The organism is Arthrobacter sp. AZCC_0090 (genome assembly GCF_014207375.1).
Classification (GTDB): Bacteria; Actinomycetota; Actinomycetes; order Actinomycetales; family Micrococcaceae; genus Arthrobacter.
Genome location: NZ_JACHEE010000013.1, coordinates 26,047 through 52,045 on the forward strand (window position 1 = coordinate 26,047; position 25,999 = coordinate 52,045).

The following is a 25,999-nucleotide window of genomic DNA, read 5'->3' on the forward strand; positions in this document are numbered from 1 at the left end:
AAGAGCAAAGATTGGAGTCATCCGTGAGTCTTCGGTACGCGTTGTTGGCACTGCTTTCCGTTGAGCCAATGACCGGTTACGACTTGTCCAAGCGCTTTGAGTCGTCGGTGGCCTACGTCTGGCACGCCCCCGATTCGCAGATCTATCCGGAGCTGCGGCGGATGGAAAAGGACGGGCTGCTAAACGGGGAAGAGGTCCCTTGGGGACCTCGCGGCAAGAAGACGCAATACCGGATCACGGCAGAAGGCACGGCAGCCTTCCGGGATTGGATGAACACGCCGCTGGAGTACTCCCGTGAGCGCGATCCCGTTCACCTCAAGGCGGCCTACCTGGAATGGGCAGACCCCGATGCCGCTCGAGCCCATATGCAGGCACACATCGACTACCACACTCTGCGCCGGGAGCAGTGGGCAGGGATGATCGAGGAGTTGAAGAACGGCACAAATGTGACGCTGACGAAACGCCTTGCCGTAACTCCCGAGGCAGACCGGCGCCGCACCTTGGAGTACAAAGTCTTCACCTATGAGGGCTTGGTTGCCCGCGCGGAGACGGAAATAGAATGGGGCCACCGCGGCTTGGAACTCATCGATTCACTCAGCGACAGTTCCTGAGGGAAAGCACAAAACGCAAAAGGGAACCGCCTGGCGGTTCCCTTCTTCTAAAAGGAGCGAGACGGACAACGTGATCCCGCCGAGCACCCAGGTTCTATCAACTCGGGCATACCGTAACCATAGCGATCTAGACCGGGAGCTCCTCTGTGTGATTTCACGCCTGCTTGGGATTCACCCACTTCGTCCCGTTCGCCTTCTGAATAGCTTCGATTCTGCGCAGCAGGCGATTTAGCCGGTCGACATCGTTCGCCGAAAGGTCGCCCAGAATGCTCTCCTGTCCGCGCATCGAGATCGGCAGCATGGCGTGGTGCATTTCCGCGCAGGCCTGGGTGAGGTACATGGGTCGGGAGCCACGCGGTACGTCGATCAGGAGCACGAGGTCACGCTCGAACAGCGTATTGACGCTTTTGGAGACTACTGCCTTGTTCAGGCCGAGGAAATCCGATACGTCAGTTGCAGATGCGCCGGTCCGTGGTGCCCTGCCGACGACGGAAAGGCCGAGCGCACACCTCCGCCGTCATCGCCGGGCACAGAAGCCTAAACCCGGAACACCCGCGCCCGCCTGGCCGCGGCAATACCGCGGTAAGAAAGGCTACTCGTAAACGTGCGGGGCGAGAGTTCCCACAAAGTCCAAGTTGCGGTACTTCTCGGCGTAATCCAGTCCGTAGCCGACCACGAATTCGTTGGGAATGTCATAGCCGACGTACTTGACGTCGATCTCCACCTTGGCGGCTGTGGGCTTTCGGAAAGCGGTGCAGATTTCCACTGAAGCGGTGCCGCGCGATTCGAGGTTGGTCTTGAGCCAGGAGAGCGTCAGCCCGGAATCGATAATGTCCTCGACGATCAGGACATCCTTGCCCATGAGGTCGGTGTCAAGGTCCTTGAGGATGCGCACGACGCCGGAGGACTGGGTACCGGAGCCGTAGGAAGAAACGGCCATCCAGTCCATGCTGACGTGACTGTGAAGTGCGCGCGCGAGGTCGGCCATGACCATGACGGCGCCCTTGAGCACGCCCACGATCAGCAGTTCACGGCCCTCGTAGTCCTTGTCGATCTGTGCAGCCAGTTCACCGATTCGTCGCTGGATCTGCTCCTTGGTGTAGAGAACGTGCTTGAGGTCTGCCTGGACGTCGTTTGAATCCACCAATGGCTCCTGTGTTGATGCGTGGGTGCGGCTAGTGTTGGGGCGATTTGTGTTGCCGGAATACTAGCTTCCCACAGCCGCCCCCTTCGCGGGGAACGGCATCTCCCTGCGCGGAGGCCTCGCGGTCCAATTCGCTGAGGGATACGCGATAGACGCTGACGCTGCCCGGAAGCTGCACGGGACCGGCCGATCCCTGCCTGCGCAGCAACGCTTCAGCCGCCTGGAGCCGCCCATAGCCGGGCTGCTGTCCCCCGACGTCGGCCGCTGCTTTGGCGATCACCCGGAACCTGAGCGCGGGGGCCAATTCCCGCAACGCGTCTTCGGGGAGCCAGACGCCGTCGTCAGCCCGGTTCACCAGTCCCGCATAACTCTCAGCCGCGAGCTGCTCCAGGAAGTCAGCGTCCTGTTGGAGGATCGCGGCGGTGCGGGCAAGCGATTCGGCGACGCCGGGTCCGAGTTTGGCCTCAAGCAACGGCATTACCTCGACCCGGGTTCGCGAACGGGCAAAGGCCGGATCCGCGTTACTGGGGTCGTGCCAGGTTTCGAGTTCCTCGACCTCGCAGATTTCCAGTGTTTCCGCGCGCCGCAGGCCGAGGAAGGGGCGAAGGAGCTTGCCGCGGGCAGGCCGCATTCCGGCGAGGGAGCGCGTTCCCGAGCCGCGGGCCAGGCCCAGCAGCACCTGTTCCGCTTGGTCATCCAAGGTGTGCCCGAGCAGGATCGCCCGGCAATCAAGCTCCGTGGCAGCCGCTTCAAGGGCTGCATGCCGGGCGTCGCGCGCCGCGGCTTCGGGCCCGAACCCAGTGGCCGCCACATCGACGGTCCTCAGCTGAACAGGCGAAAGGCCCAGCTCCTTCAGGATCGCGACTGTTCGTGCCGCGACCTCATCCGAGCCTTCCTGCAGCTGATGGTCAACCACGACCGCGGCGACGCTCACTGGGTGGCCGTGCACGTGGCCGCGACGAGCGAAGTACGCAGCCACGGAAGCGAGGGCCAGGGAGTCGGGACCGCCACTGCAAGCCACCAGGATTCGCTCTGGATAGCCTGCCGAGGCCAGTGCGTCCTGCAACATATTTCGTGCCTTGCCGACGACCGGCGCCAAGCGCCCGGGACGCCGTCGTCCGCTGCTTTGTGGGCTGCTGCCTGGCCCTGCTGGACCTGATTCGGTGCCCGCGGTCACAGACCCATCCGCTCAAGCCACAGCTTGGCCTCGTGGATTTCGGCTTCCGTGGGCAGTTGTTCGGCCGATTCCCAGACCCGGTTCAGGCCCTCCATGCCAGCCACCGCAACCACTTCGCGGACAAACTTGGCCCCATCGCTGTACTGGCGCATCTTGGCATCCAAGCCGAGGATGTTGCGGATGAATTTCTCGATCACTCCGCGGTCCTTGCCGCGTGCGCTGAAGCGCTGCCTGATGGTCTTCACCGAAGGGACCAGGGTGGAATCGACGGCGTCCATCACCACATTGGCGTGGCCTTCCAGCAAGCTCATGACTGCTGTGAGGTGCGAAAGCGAGGCCTTTTCCTCTGGGTTCTGCAGCAGATCCAAGATGGCGCCGCGGCCGGGGGTGGTGCCCGTGGAGCGGTCGCGCAGGGACCGCGCGGCGGCCGTGGCACGGTCCATGATGGAGTCCACATTGCCGAGCAGGTTGGTGCTGAGCCGCTCGATCTCCTCAAGCATGTGGGTCCGGAGCCAAGGCGCGGCGGCAAACTGCACGCGATGGGTCTGCTCGTGAAGGCAGACCCAGAGACGGAAATCGTCCGGATCCACGTTGAGCTCCCGCTCCACGGAGATGATGTTCGGGGCCACCAGTAGGAGCCGGCCGGCGGGTGGCGCTTTCGAGTCCGGGGCGAGTGCCGCGAAAGGGTCGTACTGGCCGAGGACTTTGCTCGACAAGAAGGCAAGCACAGCTCCGAGCTGGCTGCCCGTGATGGCGCCGCTCGCGGCCGCCGCAGCCGGTGTCATCGCCGGACCGCGTCGGGAATCCATCATTTGCTGAAGGGCCGGCTGGAGCATCACCGCAAAGCTCTGGGTGTTCGCCTTCGCCCACGATGCCCGGTCCACTACCAGGACATGGGAATCGCGGAGATCGCGTGCGGCTTCCAGACCGGTGATGTCATGCACATGCGGGACCGAGATGTCCGCGCTGAAACGCAGGCTATCCACGGCTTTGCCGATCTCGCCCGGGCTCATGGCCGGACCAGGGGGAGCGAGCCGGGCAGCCGTGGAGGCGGCCAGCTCCCAGTTGATGAGGGACTGGGCTTGCTGCTGAGACTCCATACGATCCATCAGAACACAGCAGGCTGAATCTGCGCCCTTAAGTTCGCTCACCGGCGAACGTCAGGCAGCAGCGAACGTCAGGCAGCGACGAACGTCAACCACCAGAGCAACCACACGCGGCGAGCGCGGTGGCGGACCTGTCCAGCGCCACTTTGTTCCCCGCGGCTCCCGGGGTCAGCCCGTTGCCGATAAAGGAGAAAACCAGGAGACGGCCGTCAGCGTCCACCACATAGCCGCTCAAGGCGATGACCGAATTCAGGGTTCCGGTCTTGGCCCGGACCAGACCTGCCCCCTGCGAAGTGCTGGCGTCGCCGTAGCGGTCTCCGAGTGTCCCTGTCAGTCCTGCCACCGGGAATCCCGCGAGCGCAGCACGGAGGCGGGTGTCCGGTCCGGAGGTAATGGCCCGGACCACGTCCGCGAACTGCCGGGCTGATACCTGGTTGCCCAAGGCAAGGCCGGACACGTCGGCCAAGTGCATGGAGTCCGTGGCTATCCCCAGTTCCGCCAACTGGGCGCTCACGGCCGCCGTGGCGCCGTCGTTGGTTCCCGGTTTTCCCACGGACAGTGCAGCCATCCGGCCAAACGTCTCCGCGAGGTAGTTGTCCGAGGTTTCCAGCATCAGGTCCACTTGCTCGCGGACGGTGGCGGACTCCACGCTCGCGAGGACGTCCTGCTTTCCTGCCGGAGCTTTGGCGCGTTCCACACCCGAGGCCACTGTGAATCCGGCAGCGTCACCCGCGGCCTGGAGCTTCCCTGCGAAAGCCTGCGCGGCCGTGAGGGCTGCATCCTGGGGTCGAGGGCCGGTGGTGGCCCCCGGGCTGGTCCGCGCCGAGTTCAACGCGAGCGGGAAGACCGGTGCTGTTTCGCCGGCAGCGACATCGTCGAGGCTCCACGCCGGGTTCAAGGCCGGTCCGGTGAAGATCGTGTCATCCAACTGCACGGTGACCGGACCTGTCACGCCGCGGTCCTTGAGCGCTCTGGCCGTGTCCGCCGCGAGCGTTTCGAGGCCGGCGTGGCCCATCACCTCGCCTGGCCGTGACGGTCCCGCGCCAAGCAGGACGTCCCCTCCGGCGCGCAGTACGATGGTCGACGCTGAGGGTCCTGTCAGGACCCGCGTGCCGAAGCGGGTCTCCGGGCCGATCGCCCGCAGCGCCGCGACGGCGGTGAGCAGCTTCATGTTGGACGCGGGCACCCGGTTCTTGCCGCCGTCGCGATCGTAAAGCGGAAGTCCGGTCAACGCATCCTGAACGACGCCGGTGAAGTCTCCCCCGCCGTCGGGCGTCAGTAAGGCGTTGAGCTGGCGGGTGACGTCGGCCGGTAGCGGGACCGGGGCTGAAGGGTCCAAGGGCGCGACCACCTGGGCACGGCTCAGCCCATCGGGAATCTGTTGCCAGGCCGGCGCCTTGGGGATGGGCGTGCGAGCAGCTCCCAGGAAGCCGGGGCCGAAGAACCCGGGTGCCACGCCCAGCCCCATCGGCACAGCAACGGCAGCGATGACCAAGATCAACAAGACCAGGGGCAGAAAGCGGACGAAGCCCTTCGACGCCGATTTCGCGGGTCTGGGGTTCCTGGGTCTGGGGTTCCTGGGTCTGAGAACGGGGTTCTCCTGCTTGTCCGAAGCCTGCTTTTCAGCCCCCGCCTGGTCAACGCCCTTCATACAGCTTTAGTCCTCAAAGTCTTGAATGTCCCCACCGTTTCAAGAAACTTGGGCCTCTCGCTATATCCTCAATAGTAGTCGGCGGCGTCGGCTGCTCTGTTGCCGCGCCCATGCCAATACCGTCAAGGAGCATTCCATGAAGCACGACGTCACGATCGAGATCCCCAAGGGGTCGCGCGTCAAGTACGAAGTTGACCACGAGACCGGCCGCGTTCGCCTGGACCGCGTCCTGTTCACGTCCATGCAGTACCCCACCCACTACGGGTTCTTCGAGAACACCCTGGGCGAGGACGGCGACCCCTTGGACGCACTGGTACTCCTGCAGGACTTCGACCTGTACCCCGGCGTCATCGTTGAGTCGCGCCCCATCGGCGTGTTCAACATGACCGACGACGGCGGTGGAGACGCCAAGGTCCTGTGCGTTCCGGCCGATCCGCGCTTCGACCACATCCAGGAAATCTCGGATGTCAGCGAATTCCTGATCAAGGAAATCGAGCACTTCTTCACCCGTTACAAGGACCTTGAGCCCGGCAAGTGGGTCAAGGCTGAAGGCTGGGCCGACCGCGCAGCCGCCGAAGCCGAGCTGGAAGCTTCCATCAAGCGTTACGTTCCGGTCTCCCACTAAGGGCCCACGCTTCGGGCGGCGGGTGTGGTTCCATACGAACCGCACCCGCCGCCGTCGTCGTTAATGGGTAGATGTCCCCATCGACCTCGCCTGTTTCGGAGCAATAGGCTAGGCGCGACATGACCAAAGACTAGGGACGGGGGATTCCGGATGGCTGGATTCTACGGCGCCGACGTCGCACAGCTGCGTTCATTGGCCGGTGTGATGGGCAAAGCCGCAACAACCCTGGAAATGCAGGGGATGCAGCTGAGCGGCCTCGTCAATAACACGACCGCATGGACCGGCAGCGACGCCCAAAGGTTCAAGAGCGATTGGAACTCCAGCCACCGTCCCCTGCTTCTCAAGGCGGCGACCATGCTGAAGGAAGGCGCCAAGCAGCTCAAGGCAAATGCCGAGGAACAGGATTACGCCAGCCAGCGGATGGGCACCAGCGCCCTAGCCGACCTCAAAGGCGTCTACGACTCCGGGATGGGGGCCAAGGATCTTGGCGCAACGCTCTGGAACGCTTGGAAACTCCACAAGCTCGGCTTCGAAGACTGGGCCAAGACCAAAGAGCTGCTGACGAATTGGGACGACGCCGGGCGATGGCTCAAGGGCGGCCTTGACCAGCTCAAGAACGGCGGCAAGCTCAGTGAGGTCCTGACAGACCTCAAAGCCGGGGTTCCGTATGCGCAGGCTTTCGAAGACGCCAGCAAGTTCTCCCAAGGCATGCGGATCGCCGGAGGGATCGCGGGACCCCTCAGCATTGCTGGCGGCATCCACGACATGATCTCCCCCTCCCACGATGGCTGGCGCGGAACAGGCGATCGGGTTGCTGGGGGATTGTCAGTGGTGGGCGGGGTTGGCGGCATGATGCTGATGACAGCGGGAGGCGCCGCGATGCTCGGCCCGATCGGCGCCCCGATCGTCATCGGCGCAGGGCTCGTCGCGGGCGCGTGGGCCTTGGGGAATCTGGTGGCGGACCATTGGGACAGCATCTCCAATTTCGCGCAGCACCCCGCCCAATACCTTGGCGACGGCCTGAAGCAAGCGGGAAACTTTGCAAAAGACGCCGGCACCAAAGTGGTTGACGGCGTAGGAAATGCGGCCAAATCGGTCGGAAAATTCGTGGGAGGTATTTTCGGATGAGCACCAACACGATCCAGTGGACCGAACGCGATGTGGAGTCCGCGGCGAAGGTCCTGTCGAAAGCCTCGGCGCAAGGGACGCCGCTGCCCACCCTCACAGACGAAGAAGTGGTTTCCCTGGACGGCGTCCAGCGCGAACAAGCTGTCCCCACCCCGTGGCTCTCGGCCCAGACGGCGGACCGGAACGTGCTCTGCGGCGTCGCCCTTCGGGGCCTTCTTGCCAAGGAGCTCGCCTATCCGGTGATCTTCGAAGGCGAGGCCGAGCCGTCCAGGCTGCACGCTACCGAGGAAATCACCGGTGCTTTGGCCCTGCGCCGTACCGGCCGTCAGGTTGCGTCAATCGAGCGGACAGTTTCGACCGGCAAGCGCTGGCTGTTCATCTACGTCCACGACGACGGCGCGCTGCTTGAGGAAGTCGACGAGGGCGGACTCCACGGCTTCACCGTAGTCACGGTTGACCAAGTCAGCCGACGCCTTGCGGCGTTTGCGGACCCCAATGGTGCCGCGGCGAAGGACTCTGAAGCGGTCAGCTACACCCCGGCCGAGTTCGAAGCCTCAGGCGGCGAGTTCCTTGCGGAGACGCAGGCAGTCAGCAACCTGGCAGTCTTCGAAACGAACGCCGAAGACCTCCGGACGCTGACGATCTACACGGCGCCCACCTCCGTGCATGTACTCAACCAGGTTGTCACCGAGGGCTCGCTGTCACTCGTGCTTCGGGAAGTGTCCGCAACAAACCTCGAGGGCACTCTCGCCACCATCGTTTCCGGAAAATAACCACCAGCAGCCGGGTCGTGCATTCAGAAGTGCGCCCCGCCGTCGTCATCCCCGAGGATTGCATGGCTAAGAAGAACAACTTCGACGGGCCAACCCGTCTGATCGACGCAAGCAGCCGCCGCCCCGTGAGGCAATACACGATGAGCGGCGAGTATTACGTCCGGGCCTCCGCGAGCCGGCACTTCTGGGGCCGCGTCCTCGACGGCGTCGTCTTCCTTGCCGCGTATTCAGTGCTGTGCCTGCTGGTTGTCGCCGTCCGCAAAGCAATGGAAAACAACCTGGCCACCCTGGAACTGGCATACAACGACGCCTTCTTTTACGCGCTGTTTGCCGGGCTGTGGTTCGTGGGCCTGTTCGTGTACGGCATGGTCTGGGGAACGTCGGGGCTCTTTGGCGACCGGGCGGCGCACATGCGGTCCGTGCGGATCCAGGATGGAACCACCTCCGGCGCCTGGACAGGGGGTTGGCGCGCTATCGCGTGGTCATTCATCCCGCTTTACATCTTCTTGATAGTCGGCAGCATGTTTGAGGTAGCCAACGTGGACCACTCCCCCGGCTACATTCCCCTCGACCTGGATTCCGGCCTGGCCCAGGGAAAGCCTCCGATCGAGGATCTTGCGCTCCTCGCCAAAGAAGAGGCCCAGGCCCGAGTTCACGGCGGACTTCCCAAGCTTTACGGGAGGAACCCGGATGCACGGCCGTAACTGGCTGGTCCGCCGGGCAGAACGCCGCCTGGCACCTGACCTGGGGAAACTTATCCACATCGCATCGTCGTCGAGGATCTTTTGGAGTTGGTTGCTGCCATGCCTAATCATCGGCTTCGTTTTCGGCACGATCGGGCAATTCGTCAGCCCCGCCAACTCGAGCGACCACACACCTGACAGATTCCAGAATATGCCGGTCTATCTGGTCACTTGCGTGCTGACAGGCCTGGTGCTGTGGTCGCTGACTTTCGGAATGGCCTTCCGAAAGCTTCTCGTGTTCGACGGCGGAATGGTCGCCTCGTATGCGCAGGAGCGAACCACGCGGATCTTCCGTTGGAGTCAGGTCGCTCCCGAATCCATCAAAGTGGTCACGAGCCACGATGGCTCTTCCCCTGCGGCGCTCCTGGTTGCCAAGGAGGTGACCCGCCTCGGCGTCACGGGAAAGTACGCGTTGGTGTTCTGCTCCGAAGGTCCGCCGGACCCGCATCCTGCCGGGGGTCGGGTGCCCAACCGACGTTTTTGGACCTTTGAAAGCAACCAGGATCCGGCTCCGCTGGTCCGGTCAATCCAGGACGGCATGGTAGCCGCACGTATTCCCGGCGCGGAATGGATCGCCTCACAATCGCTGCCACCCGCCGTCGTAACGAGCAAAACGGCTCTGGATTAACCGCTTGAAAGTCAGATACCTGCCGGTAATGTATGATCCACCATGTTCACGCTGACCATCAACCAACGCGACAGCCGCGGCAACGGAGACCTTGTTCCGCAGCTGCTGAAAGACTTGCGCCACATCCCTGCGCGCCTGGACTTTGACCGCTCGGTGGAAGATGAAGTCCAAGGCATCGTGGACTCCCCGCATCAGGCTGTGGACACGGCGCTCATCGCTTTGCGGAGCGGGCAATGGTACGTGGGAATCGGCGTCGGGCCTGTCAACGAACCCCTGCCCAACCAAATCAAAGACGCCTCCGGGCACGGACTGGTCTACGCCCGCCGCGCCGTAGATCGCCTACGGAACGGCAAGGAGCGCATCCCGGTGGCCGTTGAAGGCCCGATTGCTGCCCTCGCTACCGAGTCGGAGGCCGTGCTACGCCTTCTAGGACACATCGTGCAGCACCGGAGTTTTGCCGAGTGGCGCGTCCTGGATCTGCTGACGCCCGGCGTGCGTGGGCAACAGAAGGCCGTGGCCCAGGAACTGGGGATCAGTACCCAAGCCGTAAGCAAGGCCCTTGCCCGTGCCCAGTGGGTAGAGGAGCATGCTGCCCGGCCCGCAGCCGCCCGGCTCCTCGCGATGATCCTCGAGGTTTACTAGGGCGTACCCGTGTGCGCAGACCTTTAAAGCAGGCCGCGCAGAATGAGGGCCGCGCCGTCGTCGTACACCGAAGCGGTGACCTCATCCGCTACGGCGATGACTTCCTCGGGCGCTTGGCCCATGGCAACGCCACGGCCGGCCCAGCTGAGCATCTCGATGTCATTGCGGCCATCCCCCACCGCCACGGTGTGACGCGGGTGGGTGCCGAGCCGCTGGCGCAACTGTTCCAGGGCGCTGGCCTTGGTGACTCCGGCGGCGGCGATATCCAGCCAAGCCGTCCAGCCCACCGAGTAGGTGACCCCGGACAACCCTATCTTGCGGATGGCGGTGGAAAACTCCTCCGCAGTGTTCTCGCTGCTGAACACCACGACGCGTACCGCGGTGGCATCCAGCATGGTTTGGAAATCGACGCCGATTGCCTCGACGCCGAAGCTGGCGTCCTGGAATCGCTCGGTGGAGAGAAAGTTCCCGTCCTCGTCCTCAAGCGCGTACTTGGCGGACGGAAGCTGCTCGCGGAGAGCCATCAACGCCGGAGCGGGATCGAAAGTGGCCTTATGGATGATCTCGTAGCCAGCACCCAACTGCGGATCGAGCCTCAACGTCACGCCGCCGTTGCAGCACACCGCATAGCCCCGTTCCAGGCCGATCTGCTCGATGATGGGCAAGGTGGCGTTCAGCGAACGGCCGGTAGCGATCAGGACGTCGTGACCGCCGTCGACGACGGCCCTTGCGGCTTCGCGGACTCCCTGTGACATGTGGCCATCGTGGTCCACGAGGGTTCCGTCAACATCCAGTGCGACCATGAGTTTGTGATTGAAATTCCGCTGGTCATCGATGCCAGCGACTGAGGTACCAGTCAAAATAGTCATGCCTCCAGTGAAGCAGACCCCACCGACACCAGCTAGGACGCAGGCCACAGCAAGGGATTAACAGGGGGTGAATACTCCCACGTTGTCCACAGTGTGAGTATTTACTTGGGCTTTGGCGCTCCCGCTCCCCGGCCGGGCGAGCTCCCCGTCCAGCGTTGCAGGCCCACTACCCCGGGCCTTGTTTCCCGTTCCGGCACTTGTGGGCGGGATATCAGAATCTAGCGCCCTGGCCGAGGACGTAGCCCGGCGCGCAGGAGCTTCTGCCGCAGGCGGCCTGGCTGTTCCAGGTCTGCCCAATTCCATCTAGCGAGGGTGAACCCCAATCCTCGAATGCGGTCTTCACGTAGCTTTTCCCGATAGACGACTTCTTCGGCGCTTAGATCTCCCCGCAAGCCCTCGTCCAGATACTTTTGCTTGCCATCGAACTCGCCGGCGACCCGCTGTTCCGGCCACCAGAAATCGGTTCTGGCAACGAACTGCCCCGAGTCGACAATCGTGTGCTGTTGGACGGGCTGCTCGAGTCCCAACAATTCGATGGCCGCCCTGCTGAACGATTCCCCAGCCGATTCGGATTTCGTGTGGGCCAAGTTCGCGATGCGGATAGCACGGCGTTTGGCGGCATCGGTAGCGACTCCATCCAATGCCAAGGCCATGCCAGGATGATCTGACAGACGAGCATCTTGACCGAGTGAGCCCTGCTCCCAAAGCATGCGCGCGATTCCCTCAGCCACTACCAGAGCACTGCTGAATAGTGAGGTGCACATGACGTCGAGAGCCGTTTGCACCGGACCCGTACAAGCGACATCACCGGCAACCACCGCATCAGTTTCCCGTTGAAGCACATATCGCATGGGATGGTTGCCGACGCTCCGGGCCTGATTGGCAAGAGCGTTGTTTCCGTGGACCACAAAAGTTGCAGCGCGCCGGCCGGTGATTCGCTCCGAGGAAGTGGCTAGGTCAACGAACGTCGGGGGCCGAAGCGTCGGGACCCCGAGCACCACTGCCGCAGTCTCCCGACAAAAGACCGGCTGGTCGAACGCCAGACCCACCGCCGCCGCTGACCATTCGAACCGCTCGCTCGGAGTCGCATCCACCCACTCCGAGGTTTTCAGGTAGTAGCCGCGCCGGAGCCGGACAAGCCGGCCAGACCTGAAGTGGTGGTGAATCGCCGACGTGGATCCGGTGAGGGCCAAACGTTCGGCGGAGACAATGAGCTGCGAGGGGATGTCCATGGAAATACTGTCCATGGATCGTACCGTCGAGTCAGCCGTGCCGCGCCTCCATGTGGATAAGTCGAGCTGCATACGACAATTCGTCTAAGCATCCCGGGGCTTGTTTCCCACGATGGCACCTCAAGCAGCCGAATCGGAAACAGGCCCCGGAATCGCGATGCGGACGCCCCAAAGCGGGGCGCAGCCGCTAGCGGTGGACAAGAAGCCTCGCCCGACGGACTCGTTACAGGACCGGCAAGACCTCGAGGCCGCCGAGGTACTTCTGGAGCGCCTTGGGGACGTTGACCGAGCCGTCTGGGTTCTGGTGGTGCTCCAGGATGGCCACAATCCAGCGGGTGGTGGCCAGGGTGCCGTTCAGGGTGGCGACGGCTCGGGTGCCCTTCGCAACGCCGTCCTCGTTGACCGCGCGCTCACGGATGTTGAGGCGACGGGCCTGGAAGGTGGTGCAGTTGGACGTGGACGTGAGCTCGCGGTACGCATTCTGGGTGGGGACCCAGGCTTCGCAGTCGAACTTGCGGGCAGCGGACATGCCGAGGTCGCCGGCAGCGGTGTCGATCACGCGGTACGGGATCTCGACCTTGGCCAGCATTTCCTCTTCCCAGGCCAGGAGGCGCTCGTGCTCGGCAGCGGCTTCCTCAACCGTGGTGTAGATGAACATCTCCACCTTGTTGAACTGGTGGACACGGATGATGCCACGGGTGTCCTTGCCGTGCGAACCTGCTTCGCGGCGGTAGCAGGAGCTTTGCCCTGCGTAGCGAATGGGGCCGGCGGAAAGGTCAAGGATCTCGTCCGCGTGGTAGCCGGCGAGGGCCACTTCCGAGGTTCCCACGAGGTAAAGGTCGTCTTCAGCGAGACGGTAGATCTCGGCGTCGTGCTTTACGTCGAAACCGGTGCCCTGCATGGTCTCAGGACGCACCAAAGTGGGAGTGATCATGGGCACGAAGCCGGCCTCGATGGCTTGGTCCATGGCCATTTGCAACAGCGCCATCTCCAGGCGCGCACCCACGCCGCGGAGGAAGTAGAAGCGCGCACCGGATACCTTGGCGCCGCGTTCCATGTCGATCGCGCCAATGAGCTCGCCGATCTCCAGGTGGTCCTTCGGCTCGAAGTCCGGGAATTCGCGTGGTGTCCCGACGGTCTTGACCACCACGAAATCGTCCTCGCCGCCCTCTGGCACGCCGTCGACGATCAGGTTCGGGATGACACGGAGCAGCTCTTCCTGCTTGGCCTGGGCGGCGTCCGCTTCAGCAGAGGCAGCCTTGACCGCATTGGCGAGTTCCTTGACTTCGGCCAGCAGCGCCTGCTTTTCCTCGCCCTTGGCCTGTGCCACCTTCTTGCCGAAGACGTTCTGCTCCGCACGAAGGTTCTCGTAACGGATCAGGGCTGCGCGGCGGTCTGCATCGGCGGAAATGATCGCGTCCACCACGGACTCGTCGGCGCCGCGGGCGCGCTGGCTGGCACGGAACTTGTCCGGGTTTTCGCTGAGGTCTTTTACGTCGATCACCAGACAAGAGTATCGAATGAGGGCACAGCTCCGTGGCCAGCGTCCGACGGCGGCAGGCACCCGCTGCTGCATGCGCTGCTTCACCCCCCGGCGGGATAGGGTTGAAGTACCATGAGCGATTGGATCCTATACGTGATTCTCGCTGGGGGCGTGGTCTTCGCCGTCTCCAGTTGGTGGGGTGTGCGCCGGCTCAGGGCCAGGCACACCCGCAGCGCCGTCCGCGAAGACGCACACAAGCCCGATCCCGGTTTACAGAGGGTCGCCGTCATCCTCAATCCCGTCAAGGGCAAGGCCGAAGACGCCCGGAGGATCATCCGGGAAGCCTGTCATCTTGCCGGCTGGGACGAACCCCGCTTCTTCGATACGACTGCTGAGGACCCCGGCCATTCGCAGGCCAAGGCGGCGCTGGCCTACGGGCCCGACGTCGTGCTCGTGGGCGGCGGAGACGGCACCGTACGCGTCGTGGCAGAGACCCTCGCTCACACCGACGTCGCGATGGGCCTGATTCCCCTGGGCACCGGAAACCTCCTGGCACGCAACGTGAACCTGGACGTCAACAACCTGCGGGGCAACATCCAGACCGCCCTCTTCGGCCACCAGCGCTACATCGACACTGCCCGCATGGCCATCCACAATGAGCGGACGGGAGCCTCCTCGGAACATGCCTTCCTGGTGATCGCGGGCATGGGCCTGGATGCCGAAGTTGTGGGCGACACCAACGACGATCTCAAGAAGGCCGTCGGCTGGCTGGCCTACACGGAGGCCGGCGTCCGCCACCTGCCCGGACGGCGCAAGAAGGTCACCATCGCCATGGATGACGAGCCCGAGCAGTCCCGGAAGATCCGAAGCGTTCTGTTCGCCAATTGCGGCTTGATTCCAGGCGGCATCGATTTCATTCCCGAGGCAATGATCGACGACGGCGTCCTCGACGTTGTAGTGATGAGCCCCCGCAGCGCCATCGGCTGGCTCGCCGTGTACGCCAAGATCCTGTTCAAGCACAACCGAAACTTGCCGGTCATGAACTTCTACCGTTCGGGCAAGGTGGTCATCCGGAGCAACGAACCCATGGCCACGCAGCTTGATGGTGATCCTTCAGGTGAGGCCACGGAGGTCACCGTCAAAGTGGAGCCGCGTTCTCTTCTGGTTCGCGTGCAATAACTGGCGTGTTTGCAATTTGGCGAGACGCTACTTGGCGTTCTTCGCCGCTTCCGCTGCTTTGCGTTCTGCCAACGCTTTGGCGGCCGCGCGCGCTTCGGATTGCTCGCGGATCATGGCCTGCTCTTCCTCAAAGCGCAAGCGATCGGCCCGGTCGGCTTCGTCGCCGTCCCAGTCCTGGTTGTCCGCCTTGGGCTTCGGGTTGACGATCATTCCCTGGCCGCTCGTGTCATTGCTATTTCCCGACATGGCCCGCTCCCTCCGTTAGGGGCATGCGTCCATCAATTGTGGATCAAGCAAGCATACGCACAGTTTTAGCCACGCGATAGGGGTTGAAGAGTCAATTATCCAACGCTTTGCGGAGCAGATTCTCCGCCCAGAATGCCGCGAACCCACGCGTGCGCGGACGCGAATGCGGCGTCAGAAGTATGCGGAGCAACCGAGGTTTGCTGTGCGTCGGCCCGGGCGTAGGAACCCAGGAAGCGGGTGGCCGGACTGATCCGGTGCAGGCCTGCCAAAGCATCGGCCACCCGGGCGTCGGAGGCGTGGCCGTCGGCGTCAATGCTGAAAAAGTAGTGTCCCAGATACTGGCCGGTGGGCCGGGACTCGATCCTGCTGAGGTTGACGCCGCGGGTGGCGAACTGGTCCAGGATTTCCATCAGGGCGCCAGGGCGGTCTTCGGGGAGGGGCACCACGACGGTGGTCTTGTCCGAGCCCGTCCGCTCCGTCAGAGCGCCGGGCCGGCTGACCAGGACGAAGCGAGTGACCGCGCCGGGGTTATCCCCGATGTTCTCGGCGAGGATGTTCAGGCCAGGCCGTTCGGCGGCGACGAGAGGGGCGCAGATTGCCGCGTCATAGTGCGCGTCACCCTCGAGAAGCCCGACGGCGGCAGCCGCCGTCGAGGATCCCGGAACGTATTCCGCATTGGGGATATTATCATCAACCCACAATCTGCACTGGGCCCACGCGTGACCGTGGGTGGACACCCGGTGGATGTCCGCGATCTTCACCCCAGGCCGGGCAACCAGCACGAACGTGATGGGCACTAGGGCTTCGCGGATGATGCGAAGTTCGGTTCCGGTGGCAATGGCATCCAGCGTGGCGGTCACGCCACCTTCTACCGAGTTCTCGATCGGCACCATGGCCGCATCAGCCTCGCCCCGACGGACGCGCTCGAGTGCCGTGTTCACGTTGGAGCACGGCACCCTGTTGGCTTCTGCCGCGCCGGGGACCTGTAGGAGCGCAGCCTCGGTGAACGTACCTTCCGGGCCAAGGAAGGTGTAGGTGAGCGCGGAACCCGACATCAGATATTCCTTAGGTGTTATGCGTCGCGGCTAGAGGACGACCGGCTTGAGGCCGTTCTCCGAAACCATGGGGCGGCCGGACTCGAACCACATGTCCATGCCACCGGCGATGTTCGTGGCCGTATAACCCTGCCCCACGAGCCACTGAACAGCCCGGAACGAGCGCCCTCCGGTGCGGCAAATGACAAAGAAGTCATCGTCCGGATCAAGTTCGTCAAGCCGTGCCGGGATCTGGTCAAGCGGTATGTGAAGGGCGCCCTCAGCATGACCTGCCACCCATTCGTAATCCTCCCGGACATCCAGGATTTTCGCGTCAGCCGGAACATCGCCGACAGGCACGGTCTCGAAATCGCTCACGTGGGTTCCTTCCAGTTGATTCAGGTCTCCAATCCAGCCTACCGTTGCAGGGACCGCGACCACACGAGGCAGGAGGCCACATGGCTGCCGGCGAGCCCACCATCCTTGCCACCTCCGGCGGGTACAAGTCAGGTCATCGCACCAGGATGGAGTTCGATCTCCTGATGCGCCACGCGGTCGAACTCTCCGGCGTGAGCGGACGCGCCCCGCGAGTCGCGCACATCGGGACGGCGTCCGGCGACCAGCGTTGGTTCGCGGCGGAACTGGACCAGGCCGCCCGGGTTTCCGGTTTCGACTTCAGCCATTTGAACCTGTTCACGATGCCCAATTACAGCGACCCCGAGGCGTACCTTTTGGAACAGGACGTGGTGTGGGTCAATGGCGGTTCAGTAGTCAATCTGCTGGCTGTGTGGCGTGCGCACGGACTGGACGGCATTCTGAGGCGAGTCTGGGAAGACGGAGTGGTGCTGGCCGGTGTATCGGCGGGCTCGATTTGTTGGTTCCAGGGCGGCACCACCGATTCCTACGGCCCTGAACTGCGTGCCGTGATCAATGGGCTCGGCTTCCTCCCCTACGCCAACGGCGTCCACTTTGACTCCGAGCCGGGCCGCCGGCCGCTGGTCCATCGCCTTGTTGCCGAAGGGGTGCTGAGCGAAACGCACTGCACCGACGACGGCGTCGGGCTCGTCTACCGCGGCACGGAACTCGTAGACGTGGTTGCGGAAGTCAGGGGTAAGGCCGCTTATCGGGTCACCGCGGCGGCCGGAGATTCTGGCGGCGACGTTGCCGTTGAAGAGCGCTTGGAGTCCCGTTTCCTTGGGTGACATCCACGAACTCGGCGCCGTTGCGTTACGCGAAGCCCTGGCCACGGGACAGCTCTCCGCAGTTGAGGCCACGGGACATTTCCTTGCGAGGATCGCAAAGCACAATCACGCGCTGGGAGCTTTTGTCACGGTGACGGCCGACCAGGCCATGCTCGACGCCCGAACGGCCGACGCAACGTACGTCCGCCAGCAGCGGGAAGGGGCAGAACTTCCACTCCTGCACGGGGTACCGCTGGCATTCAAGGACCTCACCGATGTGGCAGGAGTCGCCACCACCCACGGCAGTGCAGCCCTGGACCGCAAATCCGCGCCCGAGGACGGAGTCCTCGCTGCCACGCTCAAAGGCGCCGGTGCCATCTCACTGGGCAAGACTCAAGTTCCGGAATTCGGACTGACGGCCTACAGCGAAAACCGCATCGCACCGCCGTCGCGCAATCCGCACGCATTGAGCCGCAGCTCTGGCGGATCGTCAGGAGGCAGCGCTGCCGCAGTTGCTGCCGGCTTGATTCCCTTCGCGCCCGGGAGCGACGGCGGCGGTTCCATACGTATTCCGGCTGCGGCATGTGGACTGTTGGGGTTGAAGCCGGGTCGCGGCTTAGTGCCGGCGGGCGAAAGCGTTGGCGACGCCGCTCACTTGGTAGTTGCCGGACCTTTGGCGCGTTCCGCAGCGGATGCCGCGCTCATGATGGACGCCCTGGTGCCACGCGAATACCAGCCTGAACGGGGCTACCTTGCGGCCATCGGAGAAGCGCCGGCGGCCTTGCGCATCGGCGTGAGCCTGGACAGCCCATGGTCCACCACCTTTCCCTTCACGCCGGAGCAAGAAGCCTTGGATGCCCTCGACACGGGCGTCGAGCTGCTGACTGACGCCGGCCATTCAGTGTTCGACGCCGAGATCCGCTACGACAATCGCTATCCGGAAGCGTTCACCGCGGCCTGGACCGCCGGCGTCGGGAGCGCGCGCATCCTGCCGCAGCGCGAAGCCCTGCTGACCCCGCTGACCCGGACCTTCCGGCGTCGGGCGCAACAACGCAGCGCAGCAAAGGTCAACGAAGCCATCGGCTTCCTGCGGCAATTCACCCACGACACCGTTGCCCAGTACGGGCAGTGGGATCTCGTGCTGACGCCGTCGCTGGCACAGACGCCACGGCCCGTGGGCTGGTTCACCGGGCAGGACCTCGGTGGAAAACAGTGGCCGGCCCCGGACTGGCCTGGCGACGCGGACGACGACTACCGCAAGCAATGCGAGTTTGCGCCCTGGTCCTCCATGGTGAATGTGTGCGGGCTGCCGGCGATCACCCTGCCCGTGCATTGGACCGGCCCAACCCCAGGAACGGGGCTTCCGATGGGCATCCAACTCATTGGAAAGCCGGGATCCGAACTCCTGCTCCTGCAACTCGCAGCGCAGCTCGAAGCTCCGGGAAAGACGGCCGATAAGCTCCTTTGAACGTTTGTCCAGAGCATCCAGAAATATGACATTATGTGACACGGATGCCAGCATGGGATAAATGAGCACACCTCTAGACACGGCGGCGCCCGCCAAAATCACGGGCGACACGTCATTTTTCGGCCACCCAAAGATGCTGGCCAGCCTCTTCTCCGTGGAAATGTGGGAGCGCTTCTCCTTCTACGGAATGCAGGGCATCCTGCTGTATTACATGTACTTCACCTCGGACCACGGCGGACTCGCGATCGACAAATCGCTCGCCGCCGGACTGGTTGGCGCGTACGGCGGAGGCGTATACCTCTCCACGATCCTGGGCGCTTGGTTGGCGGACCGGATTTTCGGCTCCGAACGGGTATTGTTCGGCTCCGCCATCATGATCATGGCCGGCCACATCGCGCTTGCGCTCCTCCCCGGCATACCGGGCCTGGTGGCGGGCCTGGTGCTCGTGGGCGTGGGCTCCGGTGGCCTCAAAGCGAACGCCACGGCGTTGGTCGGCACCCTCTACGGGGAGAAGGACGAACGCCGTGACGCCGGCTTCTCCATCTTCTACATGGGCATCAACATGGGCGGGCTGATCGGCCCGCTCGTCACCGGCTGGCTGCAGGAAAGCAGCGGCTTCCACTGGGGCTTCGGCGCAGCCGCAGTCGGCATGGCGATCGGCCTCGGCATCTACGCGCTGGGCCGCAACAAACTCCCGGAAGAAGCCCACCGCGTCCCGAACCCCCTTCCTTCAGCACAGCGGAGCCGCTACGGGCTCATCTTCCTGGGCATCGCCGTCGCGATCGCCGTGTTGCTCATCACCGGCGTGGTGAACCCGGGCAACCTGGCCCGCAGCATGGCTTACGCAGCGATCGCCGCCTCCGCTCTCTATTTCGCGCTGATCTTCAGAAGCAAGAAGGTCACGCCGCTCGAGCGCAAGCGGGTTACCGCGTTCATTCCGCTGTACATCGCCTCGGCGGCATTCTGGGCGCTCTTCCAGCAGCAGTTCACGTTCATTGCCGTGTACTCGGAGGAAAAGCTGGACCGCAACCTCTTCGGCTGGGAAATGCCGGCCGCCTGGGTTCAGTCCATCAACCCGGTATTCATCATCGTCTTCGCCGGTGTCATGGCTGCCCTGTGGACCAAACTTGGCCCGAAGCAGCCGGGTTCCCCCATCAAATTTGCCGCCGGACTCTTTATCATGGGCTTGGCGTTCCTGGCTTTCATCCCGCTGACTGGCGCGGGTAAGACCCCTCTGCTGGTGCTGGTGGGAATCCTGTTCCTCTTCACCTTGGCGGAGCTGTTCCTGTCCCCCATCGGCCTGTCCGTGAGCACCAAGCTGGCACCCAAAGCGTTCCACACGCAGATGGTGGCCCTGTTCTTCCTCTCAGTGTCCCTCGGGACCACGCTGGCGGGCATTCTGGCCGGACTGTACAACCCAGCTGACGAGCTGCCCTACTTCCTGGGCGTCGGTGGCACGGCCGTGGTGATCGCGGTGGCCCTGGCCGCCGGCTCGCCGGCTATCAAGAAGTTGATGGCCGGCGTCCGCTAGTCCCTTAACAACGTCGGCGTAAACAACGACGGCGGCCGGAGTGTTTGGCGGGATTCCCACCGGGCGCACCGGCCGACGTCGTTCTAGTAGTTGTAGTTGTAGCGCGAAGCGGTTGCGGCAACGATCACAATAAAGACCCAGAAGATGACCGCACCGGCAATGCCGAGGTATCCCATCACGAGGCCCGCGATGGCCATGCCCTTGCCAGCCGGCTCGTTCTTGAGGGCCATGTGCCCAAGGATCACGGCCGCGATCTGCGGCAGCATGAAGAAGCCGAAACCGATGAAGACTGAGATGCCACAGCACATGCTGGCAATGCTCAGGCCCTTTGGCTCGGCAGGCATGCCATAGTAAGAGGGCTGACCATAGAGGCTCGGCGGCTGCCCGTAAGCAGGCTGTCCTTGGGAAGGCTGCCCGTACGGCGAAGCGGGCTGGCCATAAGCCGGTTGCTGTCCGTAAGCGGGTTGACCGAACTGGGCCGGACCGCCTTGGGGCTGGCCATACGGTTCCTGCGGCTGCGGGGCCTGGGACTGCGTTCCGGGCTGACCGTAGGGGCCAGGAGCCGCCGGCGAGGCAAATGGCTGCTCGCCGTACGGGTTTTCATTTGCCTGGGGTGCCGGCGGAACATACGTCGGTGGTTCGTAACCCTTGGGCGGTTCGTCACCCTGGGGGGTGTTCTCGGGTTTAGCTGGCTGGTCGGTCATGGAAAATCCCCCTTGTGAGTCTTTCTGCCCAGCCTACCGCCGAGCCAAGGCGCACATAAGCTCCCGGAGCCCCAACTCGCCAACCCCGTGCCGCACTCCGGTGAACGGGCAGTGAATCTTCGTTGGTGGAGCGGAAATACGATGTCATAGGCACCGCAATAGTGTGTTTTCTCTTCATGGGCACCGGACCGTCTGGCATGCTGGGTCAATGGCTAGCCGCGCGGGCACAGTTGCCCTTCCACAGGACCTTGTAGACATCACCGCTCTTCTTGACGCGTACTACGACGTGACGCCGGATCTCAGCGATCCCGCCCAGCGCGTTGCATTCGGGACCTCCGGACACCGGGGTTCCAGCCTGAAGGCCTCGTTCAACGAAGGGCATATCCTCGCCATCACCCAGGCGATCGTGGAATACCGCGCAGGGCAGGGCATCACCGGCCCGCTTTTCCTCGCCAAGGACACCCACGGGCTGAGCGAACCTGCGCAAAATTCCGCCCTTGAAGTCCTCGCCGCCAACGGGGTCAACGTCCTGATCGACGCGCGGCACGGCTACACGCCCACCCCGGCGCTCAGCCACGCGATCCTCAAGTACAACAACGAGGCCGGGCCCGGGCAACCCCAGGCGGACGGCATCGTGGTCACCCCGAGCCATAACCCCCCAGCCGACGGTGGTTTCAAATACAACCCCCCGCATGGCGGCCCTGCCGACACCGATGCCACCGGCTGGATAGCCAACCGCGCCAACGAACTCCTGGAAAACGGCCTGCGCGGCGTCAAGCGGATTCCCTTGAACGATGCGCTCAAGGCGGAGGGCACCGGCAAGTTCGATTTCCTCAGCAGCTACGTGGACGATCTCCCGGCCGTCCTGGACCTCGACGCGATCCGCCAGGCCGGCGTCCGCATCGGCGCAGACCCCATGGGTGGCGCATCCGTGGACTACTGGGGTGAAATCGGCGAGCGTCACCAGCTGGACCTCACCGTGGTGAACCCCACCGTTGACCCACAGTGGGCATTCATGACCCTCGACTGGGACGAGAAGATCCGCATGGACTGCTCCTCGCCGTCGGCCATGGCTTCGCTGATCAACCGGATGTCTGACGCAGGCACGGGCAGCGCCTACGATATCGCCACAGGAAACGACGCCGACGCCGACCGTCACGGCATCGTGACCCCCGACGGCGGGTTGATGAACCCGAACCATTACCTCGCCGTCGCGATCGACTACCTGTACCGCAACCGCACCGGCTGGAACCCGGACTCCGTGGTCGGCAAGACCCTCGTGTCCTCTTCCATCATTGACCGCGTGGCCGTAGGGCTGGGCCGGAAGCTCGTGGAAGTTCCGGTGGGTTTCAAGTGGTTCGTGCCAGGCCTTCTCTCCGGCGAGGGCGCCTTCGGCGGCGAAGAGTCTGCTGGCGCCTCGTTCAACAAGCGCGACGGAAGCGTCTGGACCACTGACAAGGACGGCATCCTGCTGGCGCTGTTGGCATCCGAGATCACGGCAGTCACGGGCAAGTCGCCATCGCAGCTATACAAGGGCCTCACGGACCAGTTCGGCTCGCCCGTCTACGCCAGGATCGACGCCGCCGCCACGCGTGAGCAGAAGGCCGCGCTCGGCAAGCTCTCGTCGTCGGACGTCACCGCCACCACGCTGGCGGGCGAGGAAATCACCGCCAAGCTGACCGAGGCTCCGGGCAACGGTGCATCAATCGGCGGCCTCAAGGTGGTCACCGAGAACGCCTGGTTCGCGGCCCGCCCGTCCGGAACGGAGGACGTGTACAAGATCTACGCCGAGTCCTTCAAGGGCGTCGAGCACCTCAAGCAGGTCCAGGAAGAGGCCAAGGCGCTCGTGGACGGCGTGATTTCCTAGCCCTCCCCGGACCCCTTACTCGGACTCTGCCGGGAGGCGCCACAGTTTCAGGATCCGGCGGATCGTGTGGTTGCCTCCCGGCGCCATGTCCACCAGCGCGATCTGGTCGAGCACGACGGCGTCACCCGGCTCGGGGCGCTTGCCATCGTGATGTGAAATGTGCGGACGGTAGTGGTCCAGGACGTAGCGAGGAGTTGCCGCGCGCCCTCCGACGCTCTCCATGGCGTCGAACAGTTCCTCGTGCAAGCCCTGCAAAATGGGATGGTGTTCCACCAAGCTGACCGGTATGGAACCTTGGTGGCCAAATCCGGCGTCGGACCCCACCGTAAGCTCCGCCCCGAGGGCGCCCATCGCGGGCGCTGAAACAAGCTCGCTGAGACGAGCGGCGACGTCCTCACCGTCGGAGGGCTCGACGTCGAACCTCAGCAGGGTGATGTGCAGCGGCCAGTCACTGCGCGGGAAGACCAGCCCATCAGCCACTGCTTCGACGAATGCCACCAGAATCAGGTTCCGCATAAGGAAAGTTTCCCACCGGTCCCGCGCAACCCTCCATCACATATCCCGCCTTAAACACCGACCGTCGCTCACAAGACGTGAGCGACGGTCGGCGAAAAGGACGTCAAAGGAGAGCGAGCGCCGATCAAAGGGACGCTAAAGGTGAGTGAGGGTCCGTCGAGGAAAACGCTCGCTCACCTATCGGCACAAAAGCGCCGATCCTCCATCACATATACGGCCTTAAACGCCGATGCTCGCTCACAAGATGTGAGCGAGCATCGGCGAAAAGGACGTTAAAAGTGAGCGAGGGTTAGACGGTGCGGACGACGTCTTCGTAGGCGAACTTCGGCTTGGCTTCACCGAAGGCGTCCGGGCCCGGCTGGCCGATGTTGACCACGAGGAAGCTCTTCTGGTCGCCGGCCGGGAAGAACTCGGCGTCGATCGCAGCGAAGTCGGCACCGGTCATGGGGCCGGCAGCGAAGCCGAGGGAGCGGACGGCGAGGATGAAGTAGCCAGCCTGCAGGTGGGCGTTGTTGTTGCCCGTGGTTGCGGTGAATTCGGGGTTGGCGTCGTACATGGCCTTCGGGGCGGAGTAGACCGGGAGGAACTTGTCCCACTGCTCGTGCCAGGCGGTGTCGTAGGAAAGCACTGCGACCAATGGAGCAGAAGCGGTCTTGGCCTTGTTGCCCGGGGAGAGGGTCTCGACGAGCTTCGCCCGGGCTTCGTCCGAGCGGACGTAGGTGACGCGCAACGGCTGGGAATTGAACGCCGTCGGGCCGAACTTGGTCAGTTCATAGATGGCCTGGGCCTGCTCCTCGGAGACCTCGCCGGCAAAGGAGTTGGCTGTGCGGGCTTCGGCAAAGATGGCATCGACTGCTGCGGCGTCAATCACTGCTTCTTCGTGGGCGATCGTCATTCGCGTACCTTTCGCTGTGCCCGCAGCCGTGGACGGCCGGGCGCTTATGCTTTCCATGGTTGCAACTTCAACTTCCCCTCGCCTCTTCCCGTGAAGCCACGTGACGTTCCACACAGCGGAATCGGCAGGCCGTACGGACGGTAAGGTTGCACCCGGACAGTCACAACTTTCAGGGAAGGCTCCCGTAGATGAGCATGCTCGGAACCAAATGGAAGCTGCACGGCAACGGCAAGACGATCCGGCCCGGACACGTAGTGGCGCCCGAGGAGCGGCTGGCGTGGCCGTTGACCATCGGCGTCGGCATGCAGCACGTCGTCGCGATGTTCGGAGCCACCTTCTTGGTGCCCATCATCACGGGCATGCCACCGGCCACCACGCTCCTCTTTTCAGGCGTCGGCACCCTGTTGTTCCTGGTCATCACGAAGGGCCGCGTACCCAGCTACCTTGGTTCCAGCTTTGCATTCATCGCCCCCATCCTGGCGTCCCAGCAGCAGTTCGGCGTTCCCGGCGCGCTGGGCGGCGTGGTGCTTGCCGGCGTCGTACTGGCGCTTGTCGGCGCAGTGGTGCAGAAGTTCGGCGCTGAGTGGATCAACCGGACCATGCCGCCCATCGTGACGGGCGCGATCGTCGCCCTGATCGGCCTGAACTTGGCTCCGGCAGCAAAGGCGAACTTCGACAAGGCCCCGGTCACCGCCCTCGTGACGCTGGTGACGATCATCCTGGTGAGCGTCCTCTTCCGCGGCATTCTGGGCCGCTTGAGCATCCTCGTGGGCGTGGTGGTTGGCTACTTCACCGCCATGACGCGCGGCGAAGTGGACTACTCCAAGATGGACGCAGCCTCATGGATCGGGCTCCCGCACTTCCAAACACCCGAGTTCCACCTCGGCGTCGTTGGCTTATTCGTACCGGTTGTCCTGGTCCTTGTGGCTGAGAACGTGGGGCACGTGAAGTCCGTGGCCGCGATGACGGGGCGCAACCTCGACGACGTCTCCGGCCGCGCGTTGATTGCCGACGGCGTCGCGACGGTCCTCGCCGGGCTCGGCGGCGGCTCCGGCACCACCACTTATGCCGAAAACATCGGCGTCATGGCAGCCACAAAGGTTTATTCGACGGCGGCCTACTGGGTTGCCGGGACCTTCGCCATTCTGCTGAGTTTCTCGCCCAAGTTCGGCGAACTAATTGCTACAGTTCCCGCCGGCGTGCTGGGCGGTGCCGCAACCATGCTCTACGGGATGATCGGCGTCCTGGGCGTAAAGATCTGGGTGCAGAACAAGGTCAACTTCTCCAACCCCATCAACTTGACCACGGCAGCCGTCGCATTGATTATCGGGATCGCGGACTACACGTGGACCATCGGCGAACTGAAGTTCACGGGCATCGCACTGGGCTCGGCCGCTGCCTTGGCGGTCTACCACGGCATGAAGGCCCTGGCACGTTGGCGCCGGACGGTTGCCGAGCCGGAGATGGAGACGGCAGGGCTGCCGCCAGCGGCAAAGGCAGCGATGAATGCGGCGGCTAAGAGGAGCGGTAAGAAGCGGTAGCGTCCCCTCCCTGGGAAATTCATGT

At 63.7% G+C, this 25,999-nt stretch carries 27 protein-coding genes; 13 read left to right on the top strand and 14 right to left on the bottom strand.

Annotated elements, in window-relative coordinates:
• Window positions 1-23: 23 nt before the first annotated feature.
• On the top strand, window positions 24-611 hold the full coding sequence (locus HNP00_RS18515; RefSeq protein WP_184741197.1) for a PadR family transcriptional regulator: 588 nt from the start codon (window positions 24-26) through the stop codon (window positions 609-611).
• 154 nt (window positions 612-765) lie between these two features.
• Here HNP00_RS18515 and HNP00_RS18520 read toward each other — a convergent pair whose 3' ends face one another.
• The 5 genes from HNP00_RS18520 to dacB all read right to left on the bottom strand — a co-directional run bounded on the left by HNP00_RS18520 (window position 766) and on the right by dacB (window position 5,506).
• Window positions 766-951: a hypothetical protein gene (locus HNP00_RS18520; RefSeq protein WP_184741198.1), complete on the bottom strand. Its 186-nt coding sequence runs from the start codon at window positions 949-951 to the stop codon at window positions 766-768.
• A 252-nt stretch (window positions 952-1,203) separates the two neighbouring features.
• The gene (gene hpt, locus HNP00_RS18525; RefSeq protein ID WP_184741199.1) at window positions 1,204-1,755 is read right to left on the bottom strand and encodes a hypoxanthine phosphoribosyltransferase; all 552 of its coding nucleotides are present in this window, start codon (window positions 1,753-1,755) and stop codon (window positions 1,204-1,206) included.
• 31 nt (window positions 1,756-1,786) lie between these two features.
• Window positions 1,787-2,824 (bottom strand): tRNA lysidine(34) synthetase TilS, encoded by a 1,038-nt coding sequence (tilS, locus tag HNP00_RS18530; RefSeq protein WP_184741200.1) that lies wholly within the window; start codon window positions 2,822-2,824, stop codon window positions 1,787-1,789.
• Window positions 2,825-2,928: 104 nt separating this feature from the next.
• Complete coding sequence (locus HNP00_RS18535; protein ID WP_184741201.1) at window positions 2,929-4,041, bottom strand: zinc-dependent metalloprotease; 1,113 nt, start codon at window positions 4,039-4,041, stop codon at window positions 2,929-2,931.
• Between the two features lie 85 nt (window positions 4,042-4,126).
• A complete protein-coding gene (dacB, locus tag HNP00_RS18540; RefSeq protein ID WP_260405059.1) occupies window positions 4,127-5,506 on the bottom strand; it encodes a D-alanyl-D-alanine carboxypeptidase/D-alanyl-D-alanine-endopeptidase in 1,380 nt (459 codons plus the stop codon).
• A 319-nt stretch (window positions 5,507-5,825) separates the two neighbouring features.
• Here dacB and HNP00_RS18545 point away from each other — a divergent pair, with 319 nt between their 5' ends.
• From HNP00_RS18545 to HNP00_RS18570, 6 genes are all read left to right on the top strand, one after another.
• Window positions 5,826-6,314 (top strand): inorganic diphosphatase, encoded by a 489-nt coding sequence (locus HNP00_RS18545; protein ID WP_059388921.1) that lies wholly within the window; start codon window positions 5,826-5,828, stop codon window positions 6,312-6,314.
• Between the two features lie 150 nt (window positions 6,315-6,464).
• Entirely contained in the window at window positions 6,465-7,442 is a 978-nt protein-coding gene (locus HNP00_RS18550; RefSeq protein WP_184741203.1) for a hypothetical protein, read from the top strand.
• Complete coding sequence (locus HNP00_RS18555) at window positions 7,439-8,215, top strand: hypothetical protein (protein ID WP_184741204.1); 777 nt, start codon at window positions 7,439-7,441, stop codon at window positions 8,213-8,215. Before HNP00_RS18550 ends, HNP00_RS18555 begins: the two co-directional genes overlap by 4 nt.
• 62 nt (window positions 8,216-8,277) lie before the next feature.
• Window positions 8,278-8,919: an RDD family protein gene (locus HNP00_RS18560; RefSeq protein ID WP_184741205.1), complete on the top strand. Its 642-nt coding sequence runs from the start codon at window positions 8,278-8,280 to the stop codon at window positions 8,917-8,919.
• On the top strand, window positions 8,906-9,586 hold the full coding sequence (locus HNP00_RS18565) for a hypothetical protein (RefSeq protein WP_184741206.1): 681 nt from the start codon (window positions 8,906-8,908) through the stop codon (window positions 9,584-9,586). Before HNP00_RS18560 ends, HNP00_RS18565 begins: the two co-directional genes overlap by 14 nt.
• A 42-nt stretch (window positions 9,587-9,628) precedes the next feature.
• Window positions 9,629-10,228: a MarR family transcriptional regulator gene (locus HNP00_RS18570; protein ID WP_184741207.1), complete on the top strand. Its 600-nt coding sequence runs from the start codon at window positions 9,629-9,631 to the stop codon at window positions 10,226-10,228.
• A gap of 23 nt (window positions 10,229-10,251) precedes the next feature.
• Here the strand turns inward: HNP00_RS18570 and HNP00_RS18575 are convergent, their stop codons facing one another.
• The 3 genes from HNP00_RS18575 to serS form a co-directional block, all read right to left on the bottom strand.
• Window positions 10,252-11,097, bottom strand: a complete 846-nt coding sequence (locus tag HNP00_RS18575; RefSeq protein WP_184741208.1) for an HAD family hydrolase — start codon at window positions 11,095-11,097, stop codon at window positions 10,252-10,254.
• A 218-nt stretch (window positions 11,098-11,315) separates the two neighbouring features.
• Entirely contained in the window at window positions 11,316-12,344 is a 1,029-nt protein-coding gene (locus HNP00_RS18580) for a hypothetical protein (RefSeq protein WP_260405057.1), read from the bottom strand.
• Window positions 12,345-12,552: 208 nt separating this feature from the next.
• Window positions 12,553-13,833 carry a serine--tRNA ligase gene (gene serS / locus HNP00_RS18585; protein WP_184741209.1) on the bottom strand — a complete coding sequence of 427 codons (1,281 nt, stop codon included), beginning with the start codon at window positions 13,831-13,833 and terminating at the stop codon, window positions 12,553-12,555.
• Between the two features lie 111 nt (window positions 13,834-13,944).
• Between serS and HNP00_RS18590 the strand changes: the two genes are divergently transcribed.
• A complete protein-coding gene (locus tag HNP00_RS18590) occupies window positions 13,945-14,991 on the top strand; it encodes a diacylglycerol kinase family protein (RefSeq protein ID WP_184741210.1) in 1,047 nt (348 codons plus the stop codon).
• A gap of 27 nt (window positions 14,992-15,018) precedes the next feature.
• On the opposite strand, the gene HNP00_RS18595 is transcribed toward HNP00_RS18590, so the two are convergent.
• The 3 genes from HNP00_RS18595 to HNP00_RS18605 form a co-directional block, all read right to left on the bottom strand.
• Window positions 15,019-15,237, bottom strand: a complete 219-nt coding sequence (locus tag HNP00_RS18595; protein WP_184741211.1) for a hypothetical protein — start codon at window positions 15,235-15,237, stop codon at window positions 15,019-15,021.
• 95 nt (window positions 15,238-15,332) lie between these two features.
• Window positions 15,333-16,292 (bottom strand): prephenate dehydratase, encoded by a 960-nt coding sequence (pheA, locus tag HNP00_RS18600; RefSeq protein WP_184741212.1) that lies wholly within the window; start codon window positions 16,290-16,292, stop codon window positions 15,333-15,335.
• Between the two features lie 30 nt (window positions 16,293-16,322).
• Window positions 16,323-16,649, bottom strand: coding sequence for a rhodanese-like domain-containing protein (locus tag HNP00_RS18605; protein WP_184741213.1), 327 nt, complete (start codon window positions 16,647-16,649; stop codon window positions 16,323-16,325).
• Between the two features lie 80 nt (window positions 16,650-16,729).
• Here HNP00_RS18605 and HNP00_RS18610 point away from each other — a divergent pair, with 80 nt between their 5' ends.
• From HNP00_RS18610 to HNP00_RS18620, 3 genes are all read left to right on the top strand, one after another.
• A complete protein-coding gene (locus HNP00_RS18610) occupies window positions 16,730-17,473 on the top strand; it encodes a peptidase E (RefSeq protein ID WP_184741214.1) in 744 nt (247 codons plus the stop codon).
• Window positions 17,466-18,920, top strand: a complete 1,455-nt coding sequence (locus HNP00_RS18615; RefSeq protein WP_184741215.1) for an amidase — start codon at window positions 17,466-17,468, stop codon at window positions 18,918-18,920. Before HNP00_RS18610 ends, HNP00_RS18615 begins: the two co-directional genes overlap by 8 nt.
• Before the next feature lie 61 nt (window positions 18,921-18,981).
• Entirely contained in the window at window positions 18,982-20,451 is a 1,470-nt protein-coding gene (locus tag HNP00_RS18620; protein ID WP_184741216.1) for a peptide MFS transporter, read from the top strand.
• An 83-nt stretch (window positions 20,452-20,534) separates the two neighbouring features.
• On the opposite strand, the gene HNP00_RS18625 is transcribed toward HNP00_RS18620, so the two are convergent.
• Complete coding sequence (locus tag HNP00_RS18625; protein WP_184741217.1) at window positions 20,535-21,155, bottom strand: DUF4190 domain-containing protein; 621 nt, start codon at window positions 21,153-21,155, stop codon at window positions 20,535-20,537.
• A 208-nt stretch (window positions 21,156-21,363) separates the two neighbouring features.
• Here HNP00_RS18625 and pgm point away from each other — a divergent pair, with 208 nt between their 5' ends.
• Window positions 21,364-23,022 carry a phosphoglucomutase (alpha-D-glucose-1,6-bisphosphate-dependent) gene (pgm, locus tag HNP00_RS18630; RefSeq protein WP_184741218.1) on the top strand — a complete coding sequence of 553 codons (1,659 nt, stop codon included), beginning with the start codon at window positions 21,364-21,366 and terminating at the stop codon, window positions 23,020-23,022.
• Between the two features lie 15 nt (window positions 23,023-23,037).
• Here pgm and HNP00_RS18635 read toward each other — a convergent pair whose 3' ends face one another.
• On the bottom strand, window positions 23,038-23,538 hold the full coding sequence (locus HNP00_RS18635) for a 2'-5' RNA ligase family protein (RefSeq protein ID WP_184741219.1): 501 nt from the start codon (window positions 23,536-23,538) through the stop codon (window positions 23,038-23,040).
• Window positions 23,539-23,827: 289 nt separating this feature from the next.
• Window positions 23,828-24,433, bottom strand: a complete 606-nt coding sequence (locus tag HNP00_RS18640) for a malonic semialdehyde reductase (protein ID WP_078107055.1) — start codon at window positions 24,431-24,433, stop codon at window positions 23,828-23,830.
• A 188-nt stretch (window positions 24,434-24,621) separates the two neighbouring features.
• Here HNP00_RS18640 and HNP00_RS18645 point away from each other — a divergent pair, with 188 nt between their 5' ends.
• Window positions 24,622-25,974 (top strand): uracil-xanthine permease family protein, encoded by a 1,353-nt coding sequence (locus tag HNP00_RS18645; RefSeq protein WP_184741220.1) that lies wholly within the window; start codon window positions 24,622-24,624, stop codon window positions 25,972-25,974.
• Window positions 25,975-25,999 lie beyond the last annotated feature (25 nt).